Annotated in this window: 15 protein-coding genes; 7 read left to right on the forward strand and 8 right to left on the reverse strand. The window is 54.5% G+C overall.

What is annotated here, in order from left to right; genetic code table 11:
- The first annotated feature begins 336 nt into the window (after positions 1-336).
- Positions 337-891, forward strand: coding sequence for a lipocalin-like domain-containing protein (locus OQ371_RS17270; RefSeq protein WP_265989429.1), 555 nt, complete (start codon positions 337-339; stop codon positions 889-891).
- Positions 892-948: 57 nt separating this feature from the next.
- Here the strand turns inward: OQ371_RS17270 and OQ371_RS17275 are convergent, their stop codons facing one another.
- The 3 genes from OQ371_RS17275 to OQ371_RS17285 are packed head-to-tail and all read right to left on the reverse strand — an operon-like array spanning position 949 to position 3,387.
- The gene (locus OQ371_RS17275; protein ID WP_265989430.1) at positions 949-1,629 is read right to left on the reverse strand and encodes a uracil-DNA glycosylase family protein; all 681 of its coding nucleotides are present in this window, start codon (positions 1,627-1,629) and stop codon (positions 949-951) included.
- 1 nt (position 1,630) lies between these two features.
- On the reverse strand, positions 1,631-2,449 hold the full coding sequence (locus OQ371_RS17280) for a serine hydrolase (protein ID WP_265989431.1): 819 nt from the start codon (positions 2,447-2,449) through the stop codon (positions 1,631-1,633).
- Positions 2,446-3,387 (reverse strand): 2-hydroxyacid dehydrogenase, encoded by a 942-nt coding sequence (locus tag OQ371_RS17285; RefSeq protein ID WP_265989432.1) that lies wholly within the window; start codon positions 3,385-3,387, stop codon positions 2,446-2,448. Before OQ371_RS17285 ends, OQ371_RS17280 begins: the two co-directional genes overlap by 4 nt.
- Before the next feature lie 139 nt (positions 3,388-3,526).
- On the opposite strand from OQ371_RS17285, the gene pdxA reads away from it, so the two are divergent.
- Together pdxA and OQ371_RS17295 are read left to right on the forward strand one after the other, a co-directional pair.
- Entirely contained in the window at positions 3,527-4,678 is a 1,152-nt protein-coding gene (gene pdxA, locus OQ371_RS17290) for a 4-hydroxythreonine-4-phosphate dehydrogenase PdxA (RefSeq protein ID WP_265989433.1), read from the forward strand.
- A gap of 6 nt (positions 4,679-4,684) precedes the next feature.
- The gene (locus OQ371_RS17295) at positions 4,685-5,575 is read left to right on the forward strand and encodes a YicC/YloC family endoribonuclease (RefSeq protein WP_265989434.1); all 891 of its coding nucleotides are present in this window, start codon (positions 4,685-4,687) and stop codon (positions 5,573-5,575) included.
- Positions 5,576-5,633: 58 nt separating this feature from the next.
- On the opposite strand, the gene OQ371_RS17300 is transcribed toward OQ371_RS17295, so the two are convergent.
- A complete protein-coding gene (locus tag OQ371_RS17300; RefSeq protein WP_265989435.1) occupies positions 5,634-6,689 on the reverse strand; it encodes a saccharopine dehydrogenase family protein in 1,056 nt (351 codons plus the stop codon).
- A 64-nt stretch (positions 6,690-6,753) separates the two neighbouring features.
- Between OQ371_RS17300 and OQ371_RS17305 the strand changes: the two genes are divergently transcribed.
- The gene (locus tag OQ371_RS17305) at positions 6,754-7,353 is read left to right on the forward strand and encodes a DNA-3-methyladenine glycosylase (protein WP_265989436.1); all 600 of its coding nucleotides are present in this window, start codon (positions 6,754-6,756) and stop codon (positions 7,351-7,353) included.
- Positions 7,354-7,369: 16 nt separating this feature from the next.
- On the opposite strand, the gene OQ371_RS17310 is transcribed toward OQ371_RS17305, so the two are convergent.
- Positions 7,370-9,283 carry a CocE/NonD family hydrolase gene (locus OQ371_RS17310; protein ID WP_265989437.1) on the reverse strand — a complete coding sequence of 638 codons (1,914 nt, stop codon included), beginning with the start codon at positions 9,281-9,283 and terminating at the stop codon, positions 7,370-7,372.
- 122 nt (positions 9,284-9,405) lie between these two features.
- Between OQ371_RS17310 and OQ371_RS17315 the strand changes: the two genes are divergently transcribed.
- Together OQ371_RS17315 and OQ371_RS17320 are read left to right on the forward strand one after the other, a co-directional pair.
- A complete protein-coding gene (locus OQ371_RS17315) occupies positions 9,406-11,784 on the forward strand; it encodes a TonB-dependent receptor (RefSeq protein WP_265989438.1) in 2,379 nt (792 codons plus the stop codon).
- A gap of 43 nt (positions 11,785-11,827) precedes the next feature.
- On the forward strand, positions 11,828-12,997 hold the full coding sequence (locus tag OQ371_RS17320) for a PepSY-associated TM helix domain-containing protein (RefSeq protein WP_265989439.1): 1,170 nt from the start codon (positions 11,828-11,830) through the stop codon (positions 12,995-12,997).
- 87 nt (positions 12,998-13,084) lie between these two features.
- On the opposite strand, the gene OQ371_RS17325 is transcribed toward OQ371_RS17320, so the two are convergent.
- Both OQ371_RS17325 and OQ371_RS17330 read right to left on the reverse strand, forming a co-directional pair.
- Positions 13,085-14,716, reverse strand: a complete 1,632-nt coding sequence (locus OQ371_RS17325; RefSeq protein WP_265989440.1) for a hypothetical protein — start codon at positions 14,714-14,716, stop codon at positions 13,085-13,087.
- Positions 14,717-14,774: 58 nt separating this feature from the next.
- Positions 14,775-15,485 (reverse strand): hypothetical protein, encoded by a 711-nt coding sequence (locus OQ371_RS17330; protein ID WP_265989441.1) that lies wholly within the window; start codon positions 15,483-15,485, stop codon positions 14,775-14,777.
- A 198-nt stretch (positions 15,486-15,683) separates the two neighbouring features.
- On the opposite strand from OQ371_RS17330, the gene amaB reads away from it, so the two are divergent.
- A complete protein-coding gene (gene amaB / locus OQ371_RS17335) occupies positions 15,684-17,225 on the forward strand; it encodes an L-piperidine-6-carboxylate dehydrogenase (RefSeq protein ID WP_265989442.1) in 1,542 nt (513 codons plus the stop codon).
- Between the two features lie 72 nt (positions 17,226-17,297).
- Here the strand turns inward: amaB and OQ371_RS17340 are convergent, their stop codons facing one another.
- Positions 17,298-18,263: an aldose 1-epimerase gene (locus tag OQ371_RS17340; RefSeq protein ID WP_265989443.1), complete on the reverse strand. Its 966-nt coding sequence runs from the start codon at positions 18,261-18,263 to the stop codon at positions 17,298-17,300.
- Positions 18,264-18,469 lie beyond the last annotated feature (206 nt).

Raw genomic sequence — 18,469 nt, forward strand, 5'->3', positions numbered from 1 at the left:
CTCCTGATTTTGAGATGACGCGATGGGTCAAAATTAAATACCGGAAGAACACGGTTTTACAGAGTTACACAGAAGATTATTTTTTAAGTATGGGGCATTTGTTTTCCCGTACAGACGGTAGTAGTACCGTAAAGTCAGAACCGAACGTCTTACCGCTGGTCTGCCCGTCCGGCCGGAACGAACGGCACCGTTAGCCAGTGTAACATTTCATACGGCGGATGTTACTGTTTAAGCATAAAGATACGCATTTCATAAGAAAGGTACTGGCTGAAAGAAGCGATTTTGCCCAATTTTGAATCACAATCCAAATTTTTAACAATTCAACTTAAAACAACAATGAAAAAGACAACAGTACTCTTGAACCGTGTGAATTTCCGTTATGGCTGGACCCTGGTGATGTTATTGGCCTTGCCGCTGTTTTTTGCCAGCTGTAGCAAAGACAAGGATGGCAATGGCGAGCCGGATGTAAAGCCTTCGGCCGTGAGCGGAAGCTGGAAAATTTCGGGCATGAAAGTTAATCCAGGTATGGATATGGGTAACGGACAGGTCGTTACGGACCTGCTGGATTTTTTGTCGGAGTACGGTGATGCTGATGCAATTGCCTGCCTGACCGATACCAAAATAACGTTTAACAACAACGGAACCATTACCGGTACTCCTTCTCCGAACTGCAAATCAGACGATATGGATGATCTTAACCCGGCTGAAAATAATGCGAAATGGTCGGTTAACGGTAATAAGCTGACGATCACAGATAGCGATGGTGCTCAGACCTACGATCTGGAAACTTCCGGCAACACAATGAAGTGGAGCGTGCTGCAGGAAGACGACATGGATGGGGACGGGAAAGCTGATAAATATACGATGACGATCGAATTCAAAAAGGCGTAAGCTGAGTCCGACGATAGAGTAAGCCGCCCACCAATCACCTGGTGGGCGGCTTTTGCTTTATAGGGAAACGCAATCGGCCAGCGTCGTGACGTAATTGTCAACGTACGAGTCGATGTCCCGGCTGCGGTATTGCAGGATGTAACGCGGGTGATCAAGAGTAACAATCCGCCCGAAAAAGCCGTGCTGCTGATTGAGTTTATGCAGAAACGCTTCGTTCTTCCGGCCCAGGCAAACCGCCACGTTTCGGTTGCAGCCAAACGCCAGTTGCTGCTGAACCGACGCAACAATGTCGGGCCAGAGTGTCGCTGTGGTGGCTTTGTCGTCGTAAAAGTTATAATTCTTGCCCTCTTTGACCAGCGCCAGCGGGTAGAGCGAACTGAGGAAAAACCGGCCGTAAAAGGCTTCGGCACCGCCAAAGGCTTCAACAATCTGGTAGATAAACCGGCTCGAAAGTTCCGGCGTGGGCGGCAGGTTGTTATCAATACCGCAATACCGTTTCAGGTTCTGGGGCGTCGTAAAGGAAATACCCGTCACCCCGGCTCCAAACCGACCCGGATTGATGCCCAACACGTACACTCGCGGGCTGGTGTCGCTGAAAAACTTGCCGTAAAACTCCCGGCAGATTTGCGCTACTTCCAGCTGGCGAAACGGGTTCAGCACCCCGACACCCGGCGGCAGGCTCGGGGGATCGGTCAGGTTGAGGTAATACGGGATGGCCCGGTCGGCGAAGGTTTTCATCTTACTGAAACTGGTTGTAACAAATCTGGGCAATTTCGCCGATGATTCGCTCGGCGTCTTCGGTGGTGGTGCCTTGCACAAAAACCGACAGCAGGAACGGCTTGCGGACGTAGAAAATCCCGACATCGCCCCGCACGTACGTCAGTTCGCCGGTTTTGTGGGCAATAACCGTTGAAGGGGGCAAAAACAGCCGGAATGTTTTCTGGTCCCGGTTGCCCTTCAGAATCTCGATCATCTGGTCGCAGAGTTCGGGCGTAGCGACTTCCTGGCGGTAAATTTTCCGGAGCAGTGCGTTCATTTCGCGGGCGGATACCCGGTTTTCGCGGCCCTGTTTAACCGCCAGTGTATCGAGCATAACGCGGTTCAGTTTGCTCTGCGTCAGTCCCAGCGACCGCATCCGCTGGTTGATGTTATCCATGCCCAGTTCGCGAATCAGGATGTTGGTGGCGGTGTTGTCGCTGTGGGTCATCATCAGCGTCAGCACTTCGCGGTTGGTCAGCCTGCTCTGGTCGGGGTACGTCTTTAAAACGCCCGAACCGCCGGTTTTTTCGGCCTCCTGCAGGACGTGAATTTTCTCCAGGTCAAACCGCCCGGCTTTCACCTGCTCCATGGTTTCCACCATGATCGGTAGTTTGATCACGCTGGCTGCGGGGGGCAGCTCGTCGGCCCGGTGGTAAAATTGCGTTTTCCCTTCCAGCTCCTCGACGGCCACATTTACTTGAACCGTGTTGGGGATTTTCTGCAGATAAGCCTTCAAGTGTTGCGGTAGTTTTTGGGCCGTTGCCAGGGCCGGTACCAGCAGGAAAAGGAGATACTTCATATTACTTCTTTCAGTTGGTTCACCAGCACTTCGTTGATCCGGACGTAGCTTTCGTGGGTCCAGCCCGCAACGTGGGGCGTCAGCAACACCTTGTCGGAGTTTCGCAGGTAATCGAAAACCGTTTGCTGCTCGGGCGTCAGCTTCGCGATCTTCTCATTCTCAAGCACATCCAGACAAGCCCCGCGCACCTTGCCGCTTTCCAGCCCGCGCACCAGCGCCGGCAGCGACACGATTTCGCCCCGCGCAATGTTGACCAGGTAAAACGGCTTTTCAAACCGCTCAATGAACGCATCATCGACCATCAGCCGGGTTTCCGGGGTCAGCGGAATGTGCAGGCTCAGCACATCGGCTTCCTCCATAATCTGTTCCAGTTCCGCTTCCTGCGCAAACGTTCCGCCGTACCGGGTCAGGTATTTATCGTAACACAGCACCCGGCAGCCGAAGCCGCTGAGCCGGCGGGCGGTGGCCCGGCCGTTGTTGCCAAACCCAACAATGCCGACGGTCAGGCTACCGAGTTCGTAGCCCCGGTTGCCTTCACGGTCCCAGACGCCCCGGCGAACTTCCCGGTCGCCTTTCGCAAGGTTGGCCAGCAACCCCAGCAGCATTCCCACGGTATGTTCGGCAACGGCGTCGCGGTTGCCTTCTCCCGCGTGAAAAACCCGGATGCCCCGGCGTTGGGCGGTGTCCAGATCGATCAGGTCCAGCCCGGCGCCCGCCCGGCCAATAAAGCGCAACTGGCGGGCCGCGTTGAGCACCTCGGCATCGACTGCCGTTTTACTGCGAATAATCAAACCGTCGTACCCGGAAATCTGCTCAATCAGCGCCGGGCGCGAAATGTTGGGTTCGTACTGGTAGTCAAATCCGGCCTGCTCGAGCATTGAAAACAACGAAGGGTGCATCTCGTCGGCAATCAGGATTGTGGGGCGATTCTGGGACATCCGTATGCTTTTTGTAACTTGCGAAGAAAATGAATCATGAACAAGAAGTGATGAACGCTAAAAAACGGCTTCTACGCTTTTTAAGCCATCTTTTTGATTTCCTGTTCATTTGAAACCAACGGCGAAACTAATAACTTAAATGGAACCGCGCCAATCGGAAAAAAATAACGAACGTCATCCGGAGCCCCAAACCCGTCGACCCGTCATCGGAATCACCCTCGGCGATTACAACGGCATTGGTCCGGAAGTTATCCTGAAAGCTCTGCAACACAACCGCTTGCAGAGACTCTGTACCCCCGTCATCTACGGATCGATGAAGGTCCTGAACCGGTATCGGAACATCCTGCAACAAAGCGGTTTGTCGCTAAAAGACTGGAACCTGAACGGCATTCAGCACGTGGGACAGGCCAATCCTAAACTGACAAACGTCATCACCTGCTGGAGCGATCAGGGCGGTCAGGACCGGCAGAATCAGGAAGTACAGCCGGGGAAAGTGACCCCCGAAGCCGGAGAGGCCGCGCTGGCATGCTTGCAGCGGGCTACGGAAGACCTCAAGGCGGGCCATCTGGATGCCATCGTAACGGCTCCGATCAACAAGTACAACATCCAAACCGAAACCTTTAAATTTCCGGGCCACACCGAGTATTTTGCCGAAGCCTTTGGCGTGACAGACAACCTGATGTTTCTGGTCAGCGACGTGCTGCGGGTCGGGGTGGTGACGGGCCACATTCCGCTGGGGCGCGTCCGGTCGAACATCACCAAAGAGAAAGTCCTCCAGAAACTGCAGCTGATGCACCAGTCGCTGCGGGGTGATTTCGGGATCCGGAAACCGCGGATTGCGGTACTAGGCCTGAACCCGCACGCGGGCGAAGAAGGCTTGCTGGGCAACGAAGAACAGGATGTCCTGAAACCGCTGATCCAGGAGTTGCGCAACAAAGGGCAGTTGATTTATGGTCCGTTTGCGTCTGACGGCTTTTTTGGCACCCGTTCGTACCGGAAATACGATGCCGTTCTGGCCATGTACCACGACCAGGGGTTGATTCCGTTCAAGACCATTGCGTTCGATGAGGGGGTTAACTTTACGGCCGGAATGCCGGTTGTTCGGACTTCGCCCGATCACGGCACGGCCTACGATATTGCCGGAAAAAATCAGGCCGACGAAACCTCCATGCTCCAGGCTATTTACCTGGCCTGCGATGTGTCGCGTTACCGGAAAGAAATGGCTGAAATCGAAGAGAATGCCCTGAGTAAGAAAACAATCAGTGGAAAAATAAGTGAGCAGTCTGCTTAACATACTATGCTAAAATCAATGACGGGCTTCGGCAGCGCCACCCAGGAAGCCAACGGACTGACAGTAACGGTAGAGATCAAAACGCTGAACTCCAAATTTCTGGACATTTACTGCCGGCTTCCGCGGACGTTCTCCGACAAAGAAGTGGAATTACGAAATCTGCTCACGCAACGACTTGAGCGGGGCAAAGTAGAGCTGTCGCTGAACGTCAACCGGCTGACGGAGGTGCGCCCCGGTGTAACCGTCAACCGGCCGCTGGTGGAAGCCTATCTGAAAGACCTGCGCGAAACCTCGCAGGGACTTTTGCTGGATGTGTCAGACAGCGACCTGTTCCGGCTGGCCCTGCAGCAGCCCAACGTATTCAACTCCGAAGCGGTGGCCGCTTCGGATACCGCAACCAGCGACTGGGAACTCATTCAACTGACCGTTCTGGAAGCCATCCGGAAGTGCGACGAATTCCGTCAGCAGGAAGGAAACGGGTTGGAGGGCAAGTTTCGCGAATACATTCAGATCATTACGGACCGGCTGACGCTCGTTGAAGTGCAGGACCAGAAACGCATTCCCGCCGTTCGCGAACGGATTCGGAACATGGTGACCGAACTGCTGGTCAGCGACGAATTCGACCAGAACCGGTTTGAGCAGGAACTGATTTACTACATCGAAAAATTCGATATTTCGGAGGAAAAAGTCCGGCTCAAAAATCATTTAAGCTACTTCATGGAAGTGCTGGCGGCCGAGGAAGCCAACGGCAAAAAGCTCAACTTCATTGCGCAGGAAATTGGCCGGGAAATCAACACCATTGGTTCGAAAGCCAACGATGCCTCCATCCAGCGGCTGGTGGTGCAGATGAAGGATGAGCTGGAAAAAATCAAGGAGCAGACGCTGAACGTGATCTGACGGCCGGGCTTGCCGGTGAACCAGCGGCCCAGTCTCCGGCGAAAACCGGAGACTGGATTTAATTTTCAAAAAAGGCTCCGTTCTGCGTTCCCAGAAACAGGCCAAGCGGTATTTCTTCCTGCTTGAGAAAACCCCGCTGCGGCAGCAGACCGTCGGCCACCAGTTCCACCACGGCGGCTACTGAACCGGCGGTGGTCCAGGAGATGGCCCGCCAGGACTGGCCGTCGATGTCGCGCGGGTGATACGCCCGGAAAAACTCCTCCCGTTCGAGTACCGGCCCCTTCCAGCCTTCCACGACGGCGTAGACATACACCACATCGGCCTGAACGGGCGGCTTGGCTTCCGTCAGAATCTGCTCCACGAGTACGCGTTTGTCTTTCAGGATCAGTTCGTAAAGCAGGAAACGCATCAGTTTCGCGTGTCCGGGGTAGCGAATGGTCTTGTAGTTGAGCGTATCGACCCGCCCGGCGTAGGTTTCGCACATGGTTCCCAGGCCGCCCGAAGTGCTGAAGGCTTCAAATTCCTGCCCTTCGATGTTGATCACTTCGACCCCATCGAGCGCCGGAACGGATTTAATATCCCCGTTTGCAATCACTTCGCAGTCATTGAGGTATTCGTTGATTACCCCGGCGGGCGACCACGTAAACGAATACCCGAGCAAGCCGTTGGGGTAACGCGGCAGGGCACCCACGCGCAACTCGATGTCGCGGAGTTTGGTAAAGCGTTTGGCCAGATCAGCCCCGACGATCCCGATCAGGCCGGGAGCCAGCCCGCACTGCGGAGCCATGACGGCCCTGGCGGTTTCGGCCATGCCCCGGATGGCGGTGGTGGTCGGAACGTCTTCGGTGAGGTCAAAATAATGAACGCCCAGTTCCCAGGCGACCCGGGCGATGGGCAGGTTCAGACTATAGGGCAGGCACGACACCACGCCATCGAAATCGGACAGGGTAGAGCGGAGCGTGGCTTCGTCGGTCACATCGCCCAGTACGACCGGGAAGGGGAGGTCGTGGGCCGGTTGCAGTTTATCAAAACCCGTTACGTTGAAGCGTTTATGGAGCAGAAGCCCGACCAGTAAACCAACTTTTCCCATCCCAACAACCAGAATTTTGTTCATAAGGATGTTGATGCGTTAACGAATGAAAGTTGGCAAGGTACTAAGTTTTGCACAAATTGGACCCATGAAACTTCCTGTTGAATTTTATCAAGAACACGACACCATCACCCTGTCGCAACGACTGCTCGGCTGCGAACTGGTGCACGAAAGCCCGGAAGGAACCACCGCCGGGATTATTGTGGAAACGGAAGCGTATTTGACCGGCGATCCGGCCTGCCACGCGTACCGGCGCCAGACCGTCCGCAACGCGGCTATGTTTGGCCCGGCGGGCACTTTGTATGTTTACCTCATTTACGGCTATTACCACTGCATCAACGTGGTGGCCGGGCCGGAGGGAATCGGGGAAGCCGTACTGATCCGGGCGCTCGAACCCACCGAAGGCATTGACTTGATGGCGGAGCGCCGAAAGCTGGACCCGACCACCAAAGCGGGCCTGCGCGGACTGACCAGCGGCCCCGGCAAGCTGGTGATTGCGATGGGCATTTCGCGCGCTCACAACACCCTGTCACTGACGGGCCCAACCGCCGTTTCGCCCATTTACATCCGCCCCCGCATCCTGGACGGTTTTGACATGGTAACGACCACGCGCATCGGTATTACGCAGGGCGCGGATTTGCCGTATCGGTATTACGTGAAAGGAAACCGGTTTGTGAGTAAACCATAAACCGGTTTCTGGAACCTTATTTCAGCACCTGTACCTCAAGGACGGAGTTGTTGTAAACCCGGTGGGTGGCTTTCTGGAAATCTTCCGCATTGGCTTTGAAGATGTTATCGACGTATTTCTGCGGATTGCGGTCGATAAGGGGAAACCAGGTACTCTGCACCTGCACCATAACCCGGTGACCCTTTTTAAACGTATGCAGCACATCCTGCAGCCGGAACTGGACGTCCGTTACCTCGCCGGGTTTAAACGGTTCGGGTTTCTCAAACGAGTTGCGGAAGCGTCCGCGCATCGCTTCGGAGCGTACCATCTGCTGGTAGTTGGCCAGCAATACGTTCTTGTTGAGCACGTACGGATGGTTGGGTTCATCGGGTGGGTACACATCGATGAGCTTCACAACCCAGTCGGCGTCGGTGCCGGTTGTGCTCACTTTCAGTTTGGCCGTCACCTCGCCCCCCAGGGTCAGGTCTTCGGTTAGGGGTTCGGTCTGAAACACCAGCACGTCGGGCCGTTTACCGGCAAATCGCTGATCCTCCGACATGTAGTTGAAGGGCGTAAAACTTGCCGTCGTCGACAGGTCTTCCGTGTAGGGCACGGGCTTCATCGGGTCGCTGATGAATTCGAGAAACCCCCGGCCGTCGCCAGCTTGCTGAGTCAGTTGCCCCGAGTTGTCCAGGCTGAACGTTCGTTTCTGGGCGGTGGCTGCGGGCCACTGATCAAACGTTTTCCATTCTTTCCGACCGGTATCAAACAGGTAGGCATCCGGCAGGCCGGTTTTTCCGTCGCCGGGGCCTTTCAGGAAATGGTTAAAAAACGGGGCTTCAATGTTTTTCTGGTAAAACGTTGCAATGCTGTCGCCGAAATAAACGTTGCTGTGCAGTGTATGGCCCGTTTCCTGCGACCAGCGGCCGTGGCCAAACGGCCCCATGACGAGGGTGTTGTAAGTCCCGGGGTTGTTCTTTTCCAGCGTCTTGTACACATTCAGCGGGCCGTACAGGTCCTCCGCGTCGAACCAGCCGCCCACGGTCATCACGGCGTGTTTAACGTTTTTGAGGTGGGGTAGAATGTTGCGTTTCTGCCAGAATTCGTCGTAGTTGGGGTGATTGACGGTTTCCTGCCAGAAAAAATTGTCCTTATAATACCGGTCGGCGTTCTTCAGCGGACCCAGGTCATACTGCCATTGATAGCCATCTTTGATGGTCGCGTTAAACATGGCTGGCATAAACCAGCTTTCGGTGGTGGGTTTTGGGTGCTGAATGCCAAACACCGGGTAAGCGAAAATATAGGCCTGAATAAACGCGCCGTTGTGGTGGAAATCGTCGAAGAAAAAATCCGAAACCGGGGCCTGGGGTGATGATGCTTTCAGGGCCGGATGCGCATTGACGGCACCCGCCACGGTGTAGAAACCGGGGTAGGAGATGCCCCACTGACCCACCCGGCCGTTGTTGAACTCTACATTTTTGAGCAGCCACTCGATGGTATCGTACGTGTCCGAGCTCTCATCGGGCGAACCAGCCGTTGAAACCGTCTTGGTTTTAGCCTTCTTTTTGGCCGGTGACGGATCGGGTAGGTTGGGGGTCATGTTTGTCCAGACGCCTTCGCTCATGTACCGGCCTCGCACGTCCTGGTAAACGAAAATAAATTTGTCCCGCATGAGCGTCGGTGAAGGGCCCAGCCGATTTGGATACTGATCGGCCCCGTACGGCGCGACGCTGTAGCAAGTCCGTTGCATCAGGATCGGGTACGGCTTGCTAGCCGATGCGTCTTTCGGGACATAAACGGCGGTGTGCAGTTTGGTGCCGTCGCGCATCGGTATCTGGTACTCGGTTTTCTGATAATGCTGCCGGACAAACTCGGCACTGGGGCTGGCCTGCTGCGCGCATACCGAAAAACTTAGAAAAGCGAGAAGCAAGGAGAAAAGACGGTTTTTCATGGGATGTAAGCCGGTTTCCACCAAACATAATTAATTTTTTAGAGAAAAGATTTGGAGACAACGATGCGGACTTTACCTTTGTAATTATAATTAGTCTAAATAACTCCCTGGATACGGCCTACATGCGCATCTCTACTCGAAAATTACAGTTATTACTGCCTCTTCGGGCGATTTTTTTAAGTCTTCTCAGTTTCTCAGTATTTGCTCAAACAGCCGGTACGATCACCGGAAAAATAGTTTCATCTGAAGGTAACCCCCTGTCGCAGGTCAACGTCCGGGTTGCAGGAACCCGTCTGGGAACCATCACTAACGATTCCGGTGAATACCAGATCAACAACGTACCGGCGGGCGAACATACACTGGTTATCACCCGGATTGGTCACCAGCGCATTCGGCACACCCTCACGGTATCGCCTGGTCAGGCAACGCAGGTATTCGATCTGACCATGAGCGAAAACACAGAACAGCTTCAGGAAGTAGTGGTGGAGGGCAAAAGCTCGTACAAAACCGACGTTCCCTCGAACAGCCTGCGCCTGAAAACTCCGCTGCTTGAAGTGCCGCAGAACATTCAGGTGATAAATCGGCAATTGATCGCTGATCAGCAGATTTTCGACATGCTGGAAGGGGTTTCCCGCAACGTTAGCGGGGTTACCAAAAACGAACACTGGGGCAACTACGCCCGGCTGAACATGCGCGGATCGCGGGTTTCACCGTTCCGGAACGGCATGAATGTCACCTCCGTCTGGGGACCGCTGGCCGAAGATATGTCGATGGTGGAACGGATTGAATTTGTGAAAGGTCCGGCCGGTTTCATGATGGCGAACGGCGAACCCAGTGGTTTCTACAATATTGTTACCAAAAAGCCAACCGGCGTAACAAAAGGGGAGGCCACAATGAACGTCGGCAGCTTCGATACCTACCGGGCCACGGTGGACCTGGACGGTAAAGTGAGCCAGGACGGTCGGTTGTTGTACCGCCTGAATGTGATGGGTCAGTCGAAAGGTTCTTTCCGGGATTTTGAATACAACGACCGGTATACTGTAGCGCCGGTTTTGAAATACAAGCTCAGCGACCGCACTTCACTGACCGCCGAGTACACCTACCAGTTCTCGCGGATGTCGGCCATCGGTTCGGCCTACGTTTTCTCGGCCAACGGGCTGGCCAGCCTGCCGCGCTACTCGACCATTGCGTCGGCGAATCTGGAGCCAACGAACATCAACGACCACAGCGCCTTCCTGTATCTGGAACACCAGATCAACGACAAATGGAAGCTGACGGCTCAGATGGCGTACCTGAACTACAGCCAGGTGGGTTCGTCGCTCTGGGCTGATTCGGCCCGGGTGACGGGTGAAGTCTACCGGACCGTGGGCATCTGGGACGCCCTCGACAACAGCAAATTTGGACAGATTTTTGTCAATGGCGAAGTAACGACGGGCCCCGTTACGCACCGCATTCTGGGTGGTCTGGACCTGGGTACCCGGAAATACATGGCCGACTGGAGTTCTACTTTCCAACAGTACGACAGCGCCTTTGTCTTCAACGCCAACACTCCGAATTATTACCTGCCCACCCGGTTGCTGCCCCGGTTCGACCGGTCGCGCAGCCTGCTGCAACGCGCGGGAACCAACGTCATGTCTCAGTCGTACGCCGGTTTGTACGTGCAGGATGAACTGCGTTTTCTGAACGACCGGATTCGCTTAACGCTGGCCGGCCGGGTGACTACAACCCGAGACAGCCAGTACGGCGCCGGTACGGACGAAACCGTGTTTACTCCGCGAATTGGGGCCAGCTTTTCCGTCAATAAGCAAACGTCGGTGTACGCTCTGTACGATCAGGCTTTTGTTCCGCAGTCGGGTACCGACCGCAACGGCCGGGCTTTCGATCCGATCACCGGAAACAACCTGGAAGCCGGTTTGAAAAAGGACTGGATGGATGGCCGCTGGAACTCAACGGTGTCGGTTTACAAGATCACCAAAAACAACGTGCTGGCGACGGATCCCACCAACCCGAACTTCTCGACGCAACTGGGCCAGACCCAGGCCAGTGGGGTGGAAGTGGACGTACGGGGGGAAATTATCCCGGGCATGAACCTGGTTCTGAACTACGCCTATACCGACGCCAAAATCAGCAAGGACACCCGCGAGGAGAATGTGGGTATGCCGGTGCCGGGCTTCGACCGCCACGTGACCAACGCCTGGCTTTCGTACCGGTTGCAGCGGGGCGGTTTGAAAGGACTCGGTCTGTCGCTGGGCTACCAGTGGGAGCTCGACCGCTACGGTTGGTTTAGCGATGCCACGTCCAAAGACCCGACGCTGCCCAACGTATTCCGGGCCGATGGTTCAATTTCGTGGAGCAATCCCCGCATGACCGTGGCGCTGAACGTCAATAACATTTTCGATGTATCATCGTATTCAGGCGCTTATTATTCCTGGAGCAAGGCGTACTACTGGCAGTATGACCCCCCGCGTAATTTCCGTCTGAGCATTGGATATCGGTTCTAATTTTTTGTAGAGTACACATTTTTGTCAGCAATCCGCCTTACATATGACGGTAAAAAAAATGGTTGGAAAACTGCACCTTTGGCTCGGACTATCGTCCGGGCTTTTGGTGTTTATAGTGGCCATCACGGGCTGCATCCTGGCTTTCGAGCACGAAATCAAAACGGTGGTTCGCCCTTTTCAGTACGTTGAACCCGTTGCCAACGCCACGGTTCTGCCGCCTTCCCGGTTGCAGGCCATTGCGGAAAAACAAGTGCCCGGTAAACCGGCCAAGGGCGTTAATTACGGCGAACGGGGCCACAGTGTCAACGTGCCGTTTTACGGGGCCGCTCCGGATTATTACTACCAGGTTTACCTGAACCCGTATACCGGCGAAGTGCTGAAAGTAGTGGATGAGGAGACGGATTTCTTCCATTTCATTCTCCACGGACACTACTACCTGTGGTTACCCGAGGAAATTGGGCAGCCGGTGGTCGCGTACGGTACCCTGGTTTTCACGATGCTGCTGATCACGGGAATGGTGCTCTGGTGGCCTAAGAACCTGAACAAAACCAATCGCAACAAAAGCTTCAGAATCAAGTGGAAGGCCCAGTGGCGCCGGGTCAATTACGACCTTCACAACGTACCCGGTTTTTACGCTCTGACGATCTCGGTGGTTCTGGCCGTTACGGGTATGATCTTCGGCATTGAGTGGCTTTCCAACTCGATTTACTGGGCTACTACGGGCGGAAAAACGATGCCCGTATACCGCCAGCCCCTTTCCGACTCCACCGCGGCCCGGCAGTTTACCGACCCGGTCGACCGGCTGTGGTACCGGTTTTATCCAACCAAGGCCGAAACCGCCAGCCTTTTTATCTCTACGCCCGAACTGGCTTCGGAGTCGATCAGCGTGTCGATCAATCACCGGCCGGGGACGTATTACAAAACCGATTACTACAATTTTGACCAGTATACGCTGAAAGAATTGAAGGGGGAAGGACCGTATTTCGGAGTTTATGACAAAGCCGGTTTGGGCGACAAGCTCCGCCGGATGAATTACGATATTCACGTGGGGGCCATCCTGAGTTTACCCGGTAAAATTCTGGCTTTCTGCGCCAGCCTGATCTGCGCCAGCTTGCCCGTTACGGGTTTCATTATCTGGTGGGGACGGCGGAAGAAAAAGTCCGTCAAACCGCAGCGTCGGGTTGCCCGGCCGCAGCAGCAGGTCAGGGTGTAAAGCTCCAATTTATGAAACAAAAAAGTCCGCTGACAGTCTTGCCAGCGGACTTTTTTGTTGCCAATCAGAAACTACGGTATACCTGACTTACGGCTTGCAGTACGGTTTGCTCTCTTCGGCCGTTAGTTTGATGGGCCAGTTGGTGCTGGTCACCTTGTAGTTGTTGTACTCAAGATTCAGGTGGTCGGGAGCGGAACCGGCCCGCAGATCGTAGGCTTTATTCAATTCCACAAACACTTTGGTGCTGAGCGTCGGCCAGTTCAGGGTTGGCAGGTCTTTCCATTCCTCCTTGCTTCCGGAAGCCCGGTATTGGGCGTACAACACCTTGAAAGGCAGTTTATCCGGGTCAACGCTCTGGTTGCCGCAGTTAAACACCAGCGAAATGGTGACTTCCTTGCGGGCATCGGGCGCCGGTTTGGGAAGCGGGGTAAACGAAACCGATTTTACGTCAAAAAGCACTTCCGTGTTTGAACAGGCGTCAATTTCGGGCGATACGTAGGTCTTGCTTTCCTTGTCGTACAACCGAAGCCGAACCTTCATGTCTTTCTTCAGGTTGGCCACCCGAACGGACGTACCATCGTTGATGGCCCGCCAGAAGCTTACGTCACCGCCCGCGCGCACGACTACGTTGCCCGCCTGATCAATCACCTCGAAGCGGTATTCCGGGCTGCGGCCCGAATACTCGCCGGTGTACTTGCTGCTGAATTTAAACGTCGGGCCTTCCTCACAGACGGCTTCCGTAAAAGCCGCCACCCAAAGCGAGAGGTGGCTGATCGAAGCTACGTACTCGAGTTTGCCGCTGGCGCTGCGCTGCACCTTACCGGGTTCTTCCTGCGTCCAGCGGTTGGTTACTTCATCAAAGCTGAACAGCGGGATGGCGTCGCCCACCTGAATGGCTTTCCCCGTTATCGGATTCTTCATCTGGGTATTAAGCGCAAACGCGATCTGAATCGGTTTGGAAAACGTTTTGGCCAACTGATAGGTGTCGTTGTAGACGGTAATGTGAACCCCACCGGCAACGACCAGAATCTGCTGATTGCCGACGTATCCCCCCGCGGGCGTGGATGCGTTGATAATTCCTTTGCCGGGCATGTCGGCGGCTGCTTTGGCCGTAGTGCTGTTGTTGATCGGGTCCGCCGTGATGGTCAGGGAGCCACCCACGGGATGGCCCGCTATGTCTTTGATCTCGCTGCCCTGCGGTACGGTAACCGTGGCCTGGCTGACATTAGCCTGGGCTTTGGTCTGGATGCTGGCCGTCGTCTGCACCGTGCCGTTGTCGTTTCCTTTGAAGGATTGCCGGGCGGGTTGATTCGTGCTCTGTTTGCTGAGCAGGGAGATGGCCAGGTTACGCTGCGTTGTATTTTCGAGTTGCACCGGCTGGATGTTGTCAACCAGTTGATCGGATAGCGTCACGACGTTGAAGCGAATGGGAGCAGCGGCCGACGGCGTTACGGAAGGAGCCAGGCAAAGAAACAATTTGCCGTCTGGTGTCGGTTTGAATTTTTTCGTGTTGAGCGTCGTCACCACTTTGTCGGCGTCCGGCCCGGCAATTTTGATGGTCAACTTATCCGGGGTCAGGCCGGTTGGAATGCTGTATCTGACCTGCAGGGCGACCGCCAGCGGGTCTTTAAATTTCAATTCGACATTTTCGACCGGATTCCGGCAGGCATCCAGGAAAGCCGCAACCAGCACAAAAGCAAGGGATAAAAAACGTTTCATAACAGCTAATTCAGGTTATTGATGGATAAACAAGTAGGTGGGGAGGCCAGCGGGGCGTTTATTTCCGACGGAAAAGACCGTAGGTGACTAAAAATTGAAGAGAGGGTAAAAAGCGGTAGTTCTTGAGATTATTCTGAATAACCGGTATTTGCTCGTCGATCGTCGTGGTTTCCAGAAATCCCGTGTATTGCAGATCGACCGTTGGCGCGCCCAGGTAATAACAGCCCAGTTCCACGGCAAATCCCAACCGCCGGACGGGTGTAGAACGACCGTAACCCAGTCCAGCATAGCCCAGGGCGTTGCGCCAGCGCAGATTTGCATTGATGACTCCGACATTTTCTTCCGAGATTTCCAGCCCGCCGAATTTCACTTTTCCCTCGGCAACGAGGTTGGCTTTCACGTCGGGGCGCCAGGTATAGCCGGCCCCGCCGGTCAGAAAAAATGGGTTGGTTTTAAAAGGGTGCCACTTCACCGACGCCAGGGCGATGCCCATAACCAGGTCGGGCGTAATGTGCAGTTTGCCTTCTCCGGCTTTTACGCGGAACGGCCGGTTGTAGGCGAAATAACTAACGCCAACCCGGCCAATCAGCCGCGAATCCGGAGTCAGTACCCGGGCCAACTGAATACCGGCCCCGGTTGTACCCAATTGCAAGCCAACCGAATAGGGAGCAGGGGCGGGATTGGCCTTAAAATCCGATTGCGCCAACCCCCGCAGGGAACTGATGGCTAATAAAACGGTGAAAAAGAGGAATGTAGATTGTTTGTTCATAACGTAGATTTGCTAATTAACAGATTGACAGGTGAGTGCTTGTTAATTATCAGACGATAGCGGTAACGAACAAAAATGATACCAGTAATTTACTTAAAATACACTATAATGGTGTCGGGAATATTTGTAATAATTTTGCGGCCAAATTAATTGAAGAACATTTTTTACTTATTCGAACGACCTTGAAAAAGTAACAGTATGCAACAATTCCTTCAAAAACTGAAAACTCAGCCCGTGATGTCGGGCACCAGCACGGGGCAGGCATTCTGGCACGCTACAGCGGCTGATGGAACGGATTCACTGCTCGATTCTTATTCGCCCGTCGATGGGCAGTTGATGGCCCGCGTTTACCCGACGGTTCGCGAAGATTATGACAAAGTAGTTGAAACTGCCCGGGCGGCTTTTCTGACATGGCGGGCGGTTCCGGCCCCCCGCCGGGGCGAAATCGTCCGGCAGATGGGCGAGCAGTTCCGGCAATATAAAAAAGAACTGGGGACCCTGGTTAGCTACGAAATGGGCAAATCACTGCAGGAAGGCATGGGCGAGGTCCAGGAAATTATTGACATCTGTGACTTTGCCGTGGGGCAGTCGCGCCAGCTTTACGGCCTGACGATGCATAGCGAGCGGCCCGATCACCGGATGTACGAGCAGTGGCACCCGCTGGGGGTCGTCGGTATTATTACGGCCTTCAATTTTCCGGTGGCGGTCTGGTCGTGGAACGCGATGCTGGCCTGGGTGTGCGGCAACGTCTGCATCTGGAAGCCGTCGGAAAAAACACCCCTGACGGCGCTGGCCTGTCAGCAAATCATCAAAGAAGTTCTGGAGCAGAACGACGTGCCCGAAGGCGTTTCGTGCCTGATCACCGGCGGACGTGACACCGGGACGTGGCTGGCCGAAGACCCGCGAATTGCGCTGGTGTCGGCCACGGGTTCCACCCGGATGGGAAAAGCCGTGGCGCAAACCGTGTCGGCCCGGCTCGGACGGTATCTGCTCGAACTCGGTGGTAACAACGCCATTATTTTGACTGCCCACGCGGATCTGAACATTGCCATTCCGGCCATCGTTTTTGGGGCCGTCGGCACGGCCGGACAGCGGTGTACCTCCACCCGTCGGCTAATCATCCACGAATCGATTTATGAAGATGTAAAAAACCGGCTGGTGAAAGCGTACGGGCAACTTCGCATCGGCAACCCGCTGGACGAAAACACCCACGTCGGGCCGCTGATTGATCAGGCTGCGGTGGCCGGGTACCAGGCTGCGCTGTTTCAGATCAAGGAGCAGGGCGGGCGGTTGCTGATCGATGGAGAAGTGCTGGAAGGCCCCGGTTTTGAGTCGGGTTGCTACGTTCGGCCCGCCATTGCCGAAATGCCTGCCCAGACCGCCATTGTGCAGCACGAAACGTTTGCGCCAATCTTGTACTTGCTCAAATACGGTACGCTGGACGAAGCCATTGAACTGCAAAACGGCGTTCCGCAGGGCTTGTCGTCGGCTATCTTTACGCTGAATATGCGTGAAGCCGAGCAATTTCTTTCAACGGCCGGATCGGATTGCGGCATCGCCAACGTCAACATCGGAACTTCGGGCGCCGAAATTGGGGGAGCGTTCGGGGGCGAAAAAGAAACCGGCGGAGGCCGCGAATCCGGCTCGGATGCCTGGAAAGCCTACATGCGCCGACAAACCAATACCATCAACTACGGTACGTCATTGCCCTTAGCGCAGGGAATCAGATTTGAATTATGAGTAATGAACGATGAACGATGAACGATGAATGGGCTGATGCAAATCCATTCATCGTTCATCATTCTGTTTGTTTTAGCTAAGCCACACCCGGATGGTTCCCCGGGTACTTTCGTTGGGGGCCAGCTTGATCAGTCCTTGTTCGTTGTTGAACGCGTTAACGTTGCTGGTCAACGATTCAATAGCAATTTTGTCGCGTACAATGGGCGTAAAAACCACCAGATAATTAAATTTCTGCGGACCGGTTTCCTGCCAGACGTTCAGGGTCAGGTTTTGCCGCGCTGACCGCAATACCGTCGTAGCACCGTCCGCCGTTTGGTCCTCAATAACAAAGGCCGCATCCAGCGCCCGCTCCCGCAGGGCTACGTCTCCTTTTTGCGTCAGCAGTTCGTCACCCGTAGGCAGCAGATTATCGTCGAGCCGGATTTGCCGAACGCCCGGTAATTCAATAGAAAGCTGATCGATTGGTTCTTCGTTGAGGGTAAAATACGGGTGCCACCCAAAACTCACCGGTGCCGACCGATGACCGGTGTTTTGAACTTCGTACGTCACCGACAAGCCCGCTGCCGATAGCGTGTATGTAATCCGAAAGTCAAACGGAAAAGGATAGCCGGTGTAAGAGCCGTCGTGGATGTACCCCAGCGTAAGCGATGCTTCGGAATCACTGATCTGCTGGCTGACCAATTCAAACGGTTTCCCCGCCACAAAACCGTGGATTGCGTGGTCCTGTTTGGCTTCATTCATGGGCAAGGTAAACATTTCCCCTTCGTAGGAATAAATACCGTGTCGGATTCGGCTTGGGAACGGGAACAGCAGCGCACTCGAGTAGCCTTCGTCGGCCGCCAGCGCCTGCTGTGAATTCGGCGCTTTAATCAGGGAAACCAGACTTTGTTCGTGGCCCGGGCCCGGATGGCGCAGCATCAATTGCCGGACAACGGCTCCGTAGGCGGGCAAAATACTCACAAACTCTTTGGTTTCCGTATTCTGTATAAAGTATTCGGTGAGTGCCCCAAAGGGCTGGTGTAGGATTTCAAAAGGCATTTTTTAATCAATTTAGGGTGTTAAAAGGGAAGTGTTTACACTAAAAAGACAACGGTCTGGACCCGCTAACTGTTTGGCGCAGCGCTGGAAAGTAATGATTCTACCGCAAAAAAAGAACAGCGGACCGATTGACTCATTCAATAAGAACATACAGAATTTAAGCCGCACAACCGGTATTTGCGGTGCAATTAGCACATTATTTGTTG

It is taken from the genome of Larkinella insperata (assembly GCF_026248825.1).
Lineage (GTDB): Bacteria > Bacteroidota > Bacteroidia > Cytophagales > Spirosomataceae > Larkinella > Larkinella insperata.

Coding starts and splice junctions, on each gene's coding strand:
- OQ371_RS17270 (WP_265989429.1), top strand. CDS start 337: ATGAAAAAGACAACAGTACTCTTGAACCGTGTGAATTTCCGTTATGGC.
- OQ371_RS17275 (WP_265989430.1), bottom strand. CDS start 1,629: ATGAAAACCTTCGCCGACCGGGCCATCCCGTATTACCTCAACCTGACC.
- OQ371_RS17280 (WP_265989431.1), bottom strand. CDS start 2,449: ATGAAGTATCTCCTTTTCCTGCTGGTACCGGCCCTGGCAACGGCCCAA.
- OQ371_RS17285 (WP_265989432.1), bottom strand. CDS start 3,387: ATGTCCCAGAATCGCCCCACAATCCTGATTGCCGACGAGATGCACCCT.
- pdxA (WP_265989433.1), top strand. CDS start 3,527: ATGGAACCGCGCCAATCGGAAAAAAATAACGAACGTCATCCGGAGCCC.
- OQ371_RS17295 (WP_265989434.1), top strand. CDS start 4,685: ATGCTAAAATCAATGACGGGCTTCGGCAGCGCCACCCAGGAAGCCAAC.
- OQ371_RS17300 (WP_265989435.1), bottom strand. CDS start 6,689: ATGAACAAAATTCTGGTTGTTGGGATGGGAAAAGTTGGTTTACTGGTC.
- OQ371_RS17305 (WP_265989436.1), top strand. CDS start 6,754: ATGAAACTTCCTGTTGAATTTTATCAAGAACACGACACCATCACCCTG.
- OQ371_RS17310 (WP_265989437.1), bottom strand. CDS start 9,283: ATGAAAAACCGTCTTTTCTCCTTGCTTCTCGCTTTTCTAAGTTTTTCG.
- OQ371_RS17315 (WP_265989438.1), top strand. CDS start 9,406: ATGCGCATCTCTACTCGAAAATTACAGTTATTACTGCCTCTTCGGGCG.
- OQ371_RS17320 (WP_265989439.1), top strand. CDS start 11,828: ATGACGGTAAAAAAAATGGTTGGAAAACTGCACCTTTGGCTCGGACTA.
- OQ371_RS17325 (WP_265989440.1), bottom strand. CDS start 14,716: ATGAAACGTTTTTTATCCCTTGCTTTTGTGCTGGTTGCGGCTTTCCTG.
- OQ371_RS17330 (WP_265989441.1), bottom strand. CDS start 15,485: ATGAACAAACAATCTACATTCCTCTTTTTCACCGTTTTATTAGCCATC.
- amaB (WP_265989442.1), top strand. CDS start 15,684: ATGCAACAATTCCTTCAAAAACTGAAAACTCAGCCCGTGATGTCGGGC.
- OQ371_RS17340 (WP_265989443.1), bottom strand. CDS start 18,263: ATGCCTTTTGAAATCCTACACCAGCCCTTTGGGGCACTCACCGAATAC.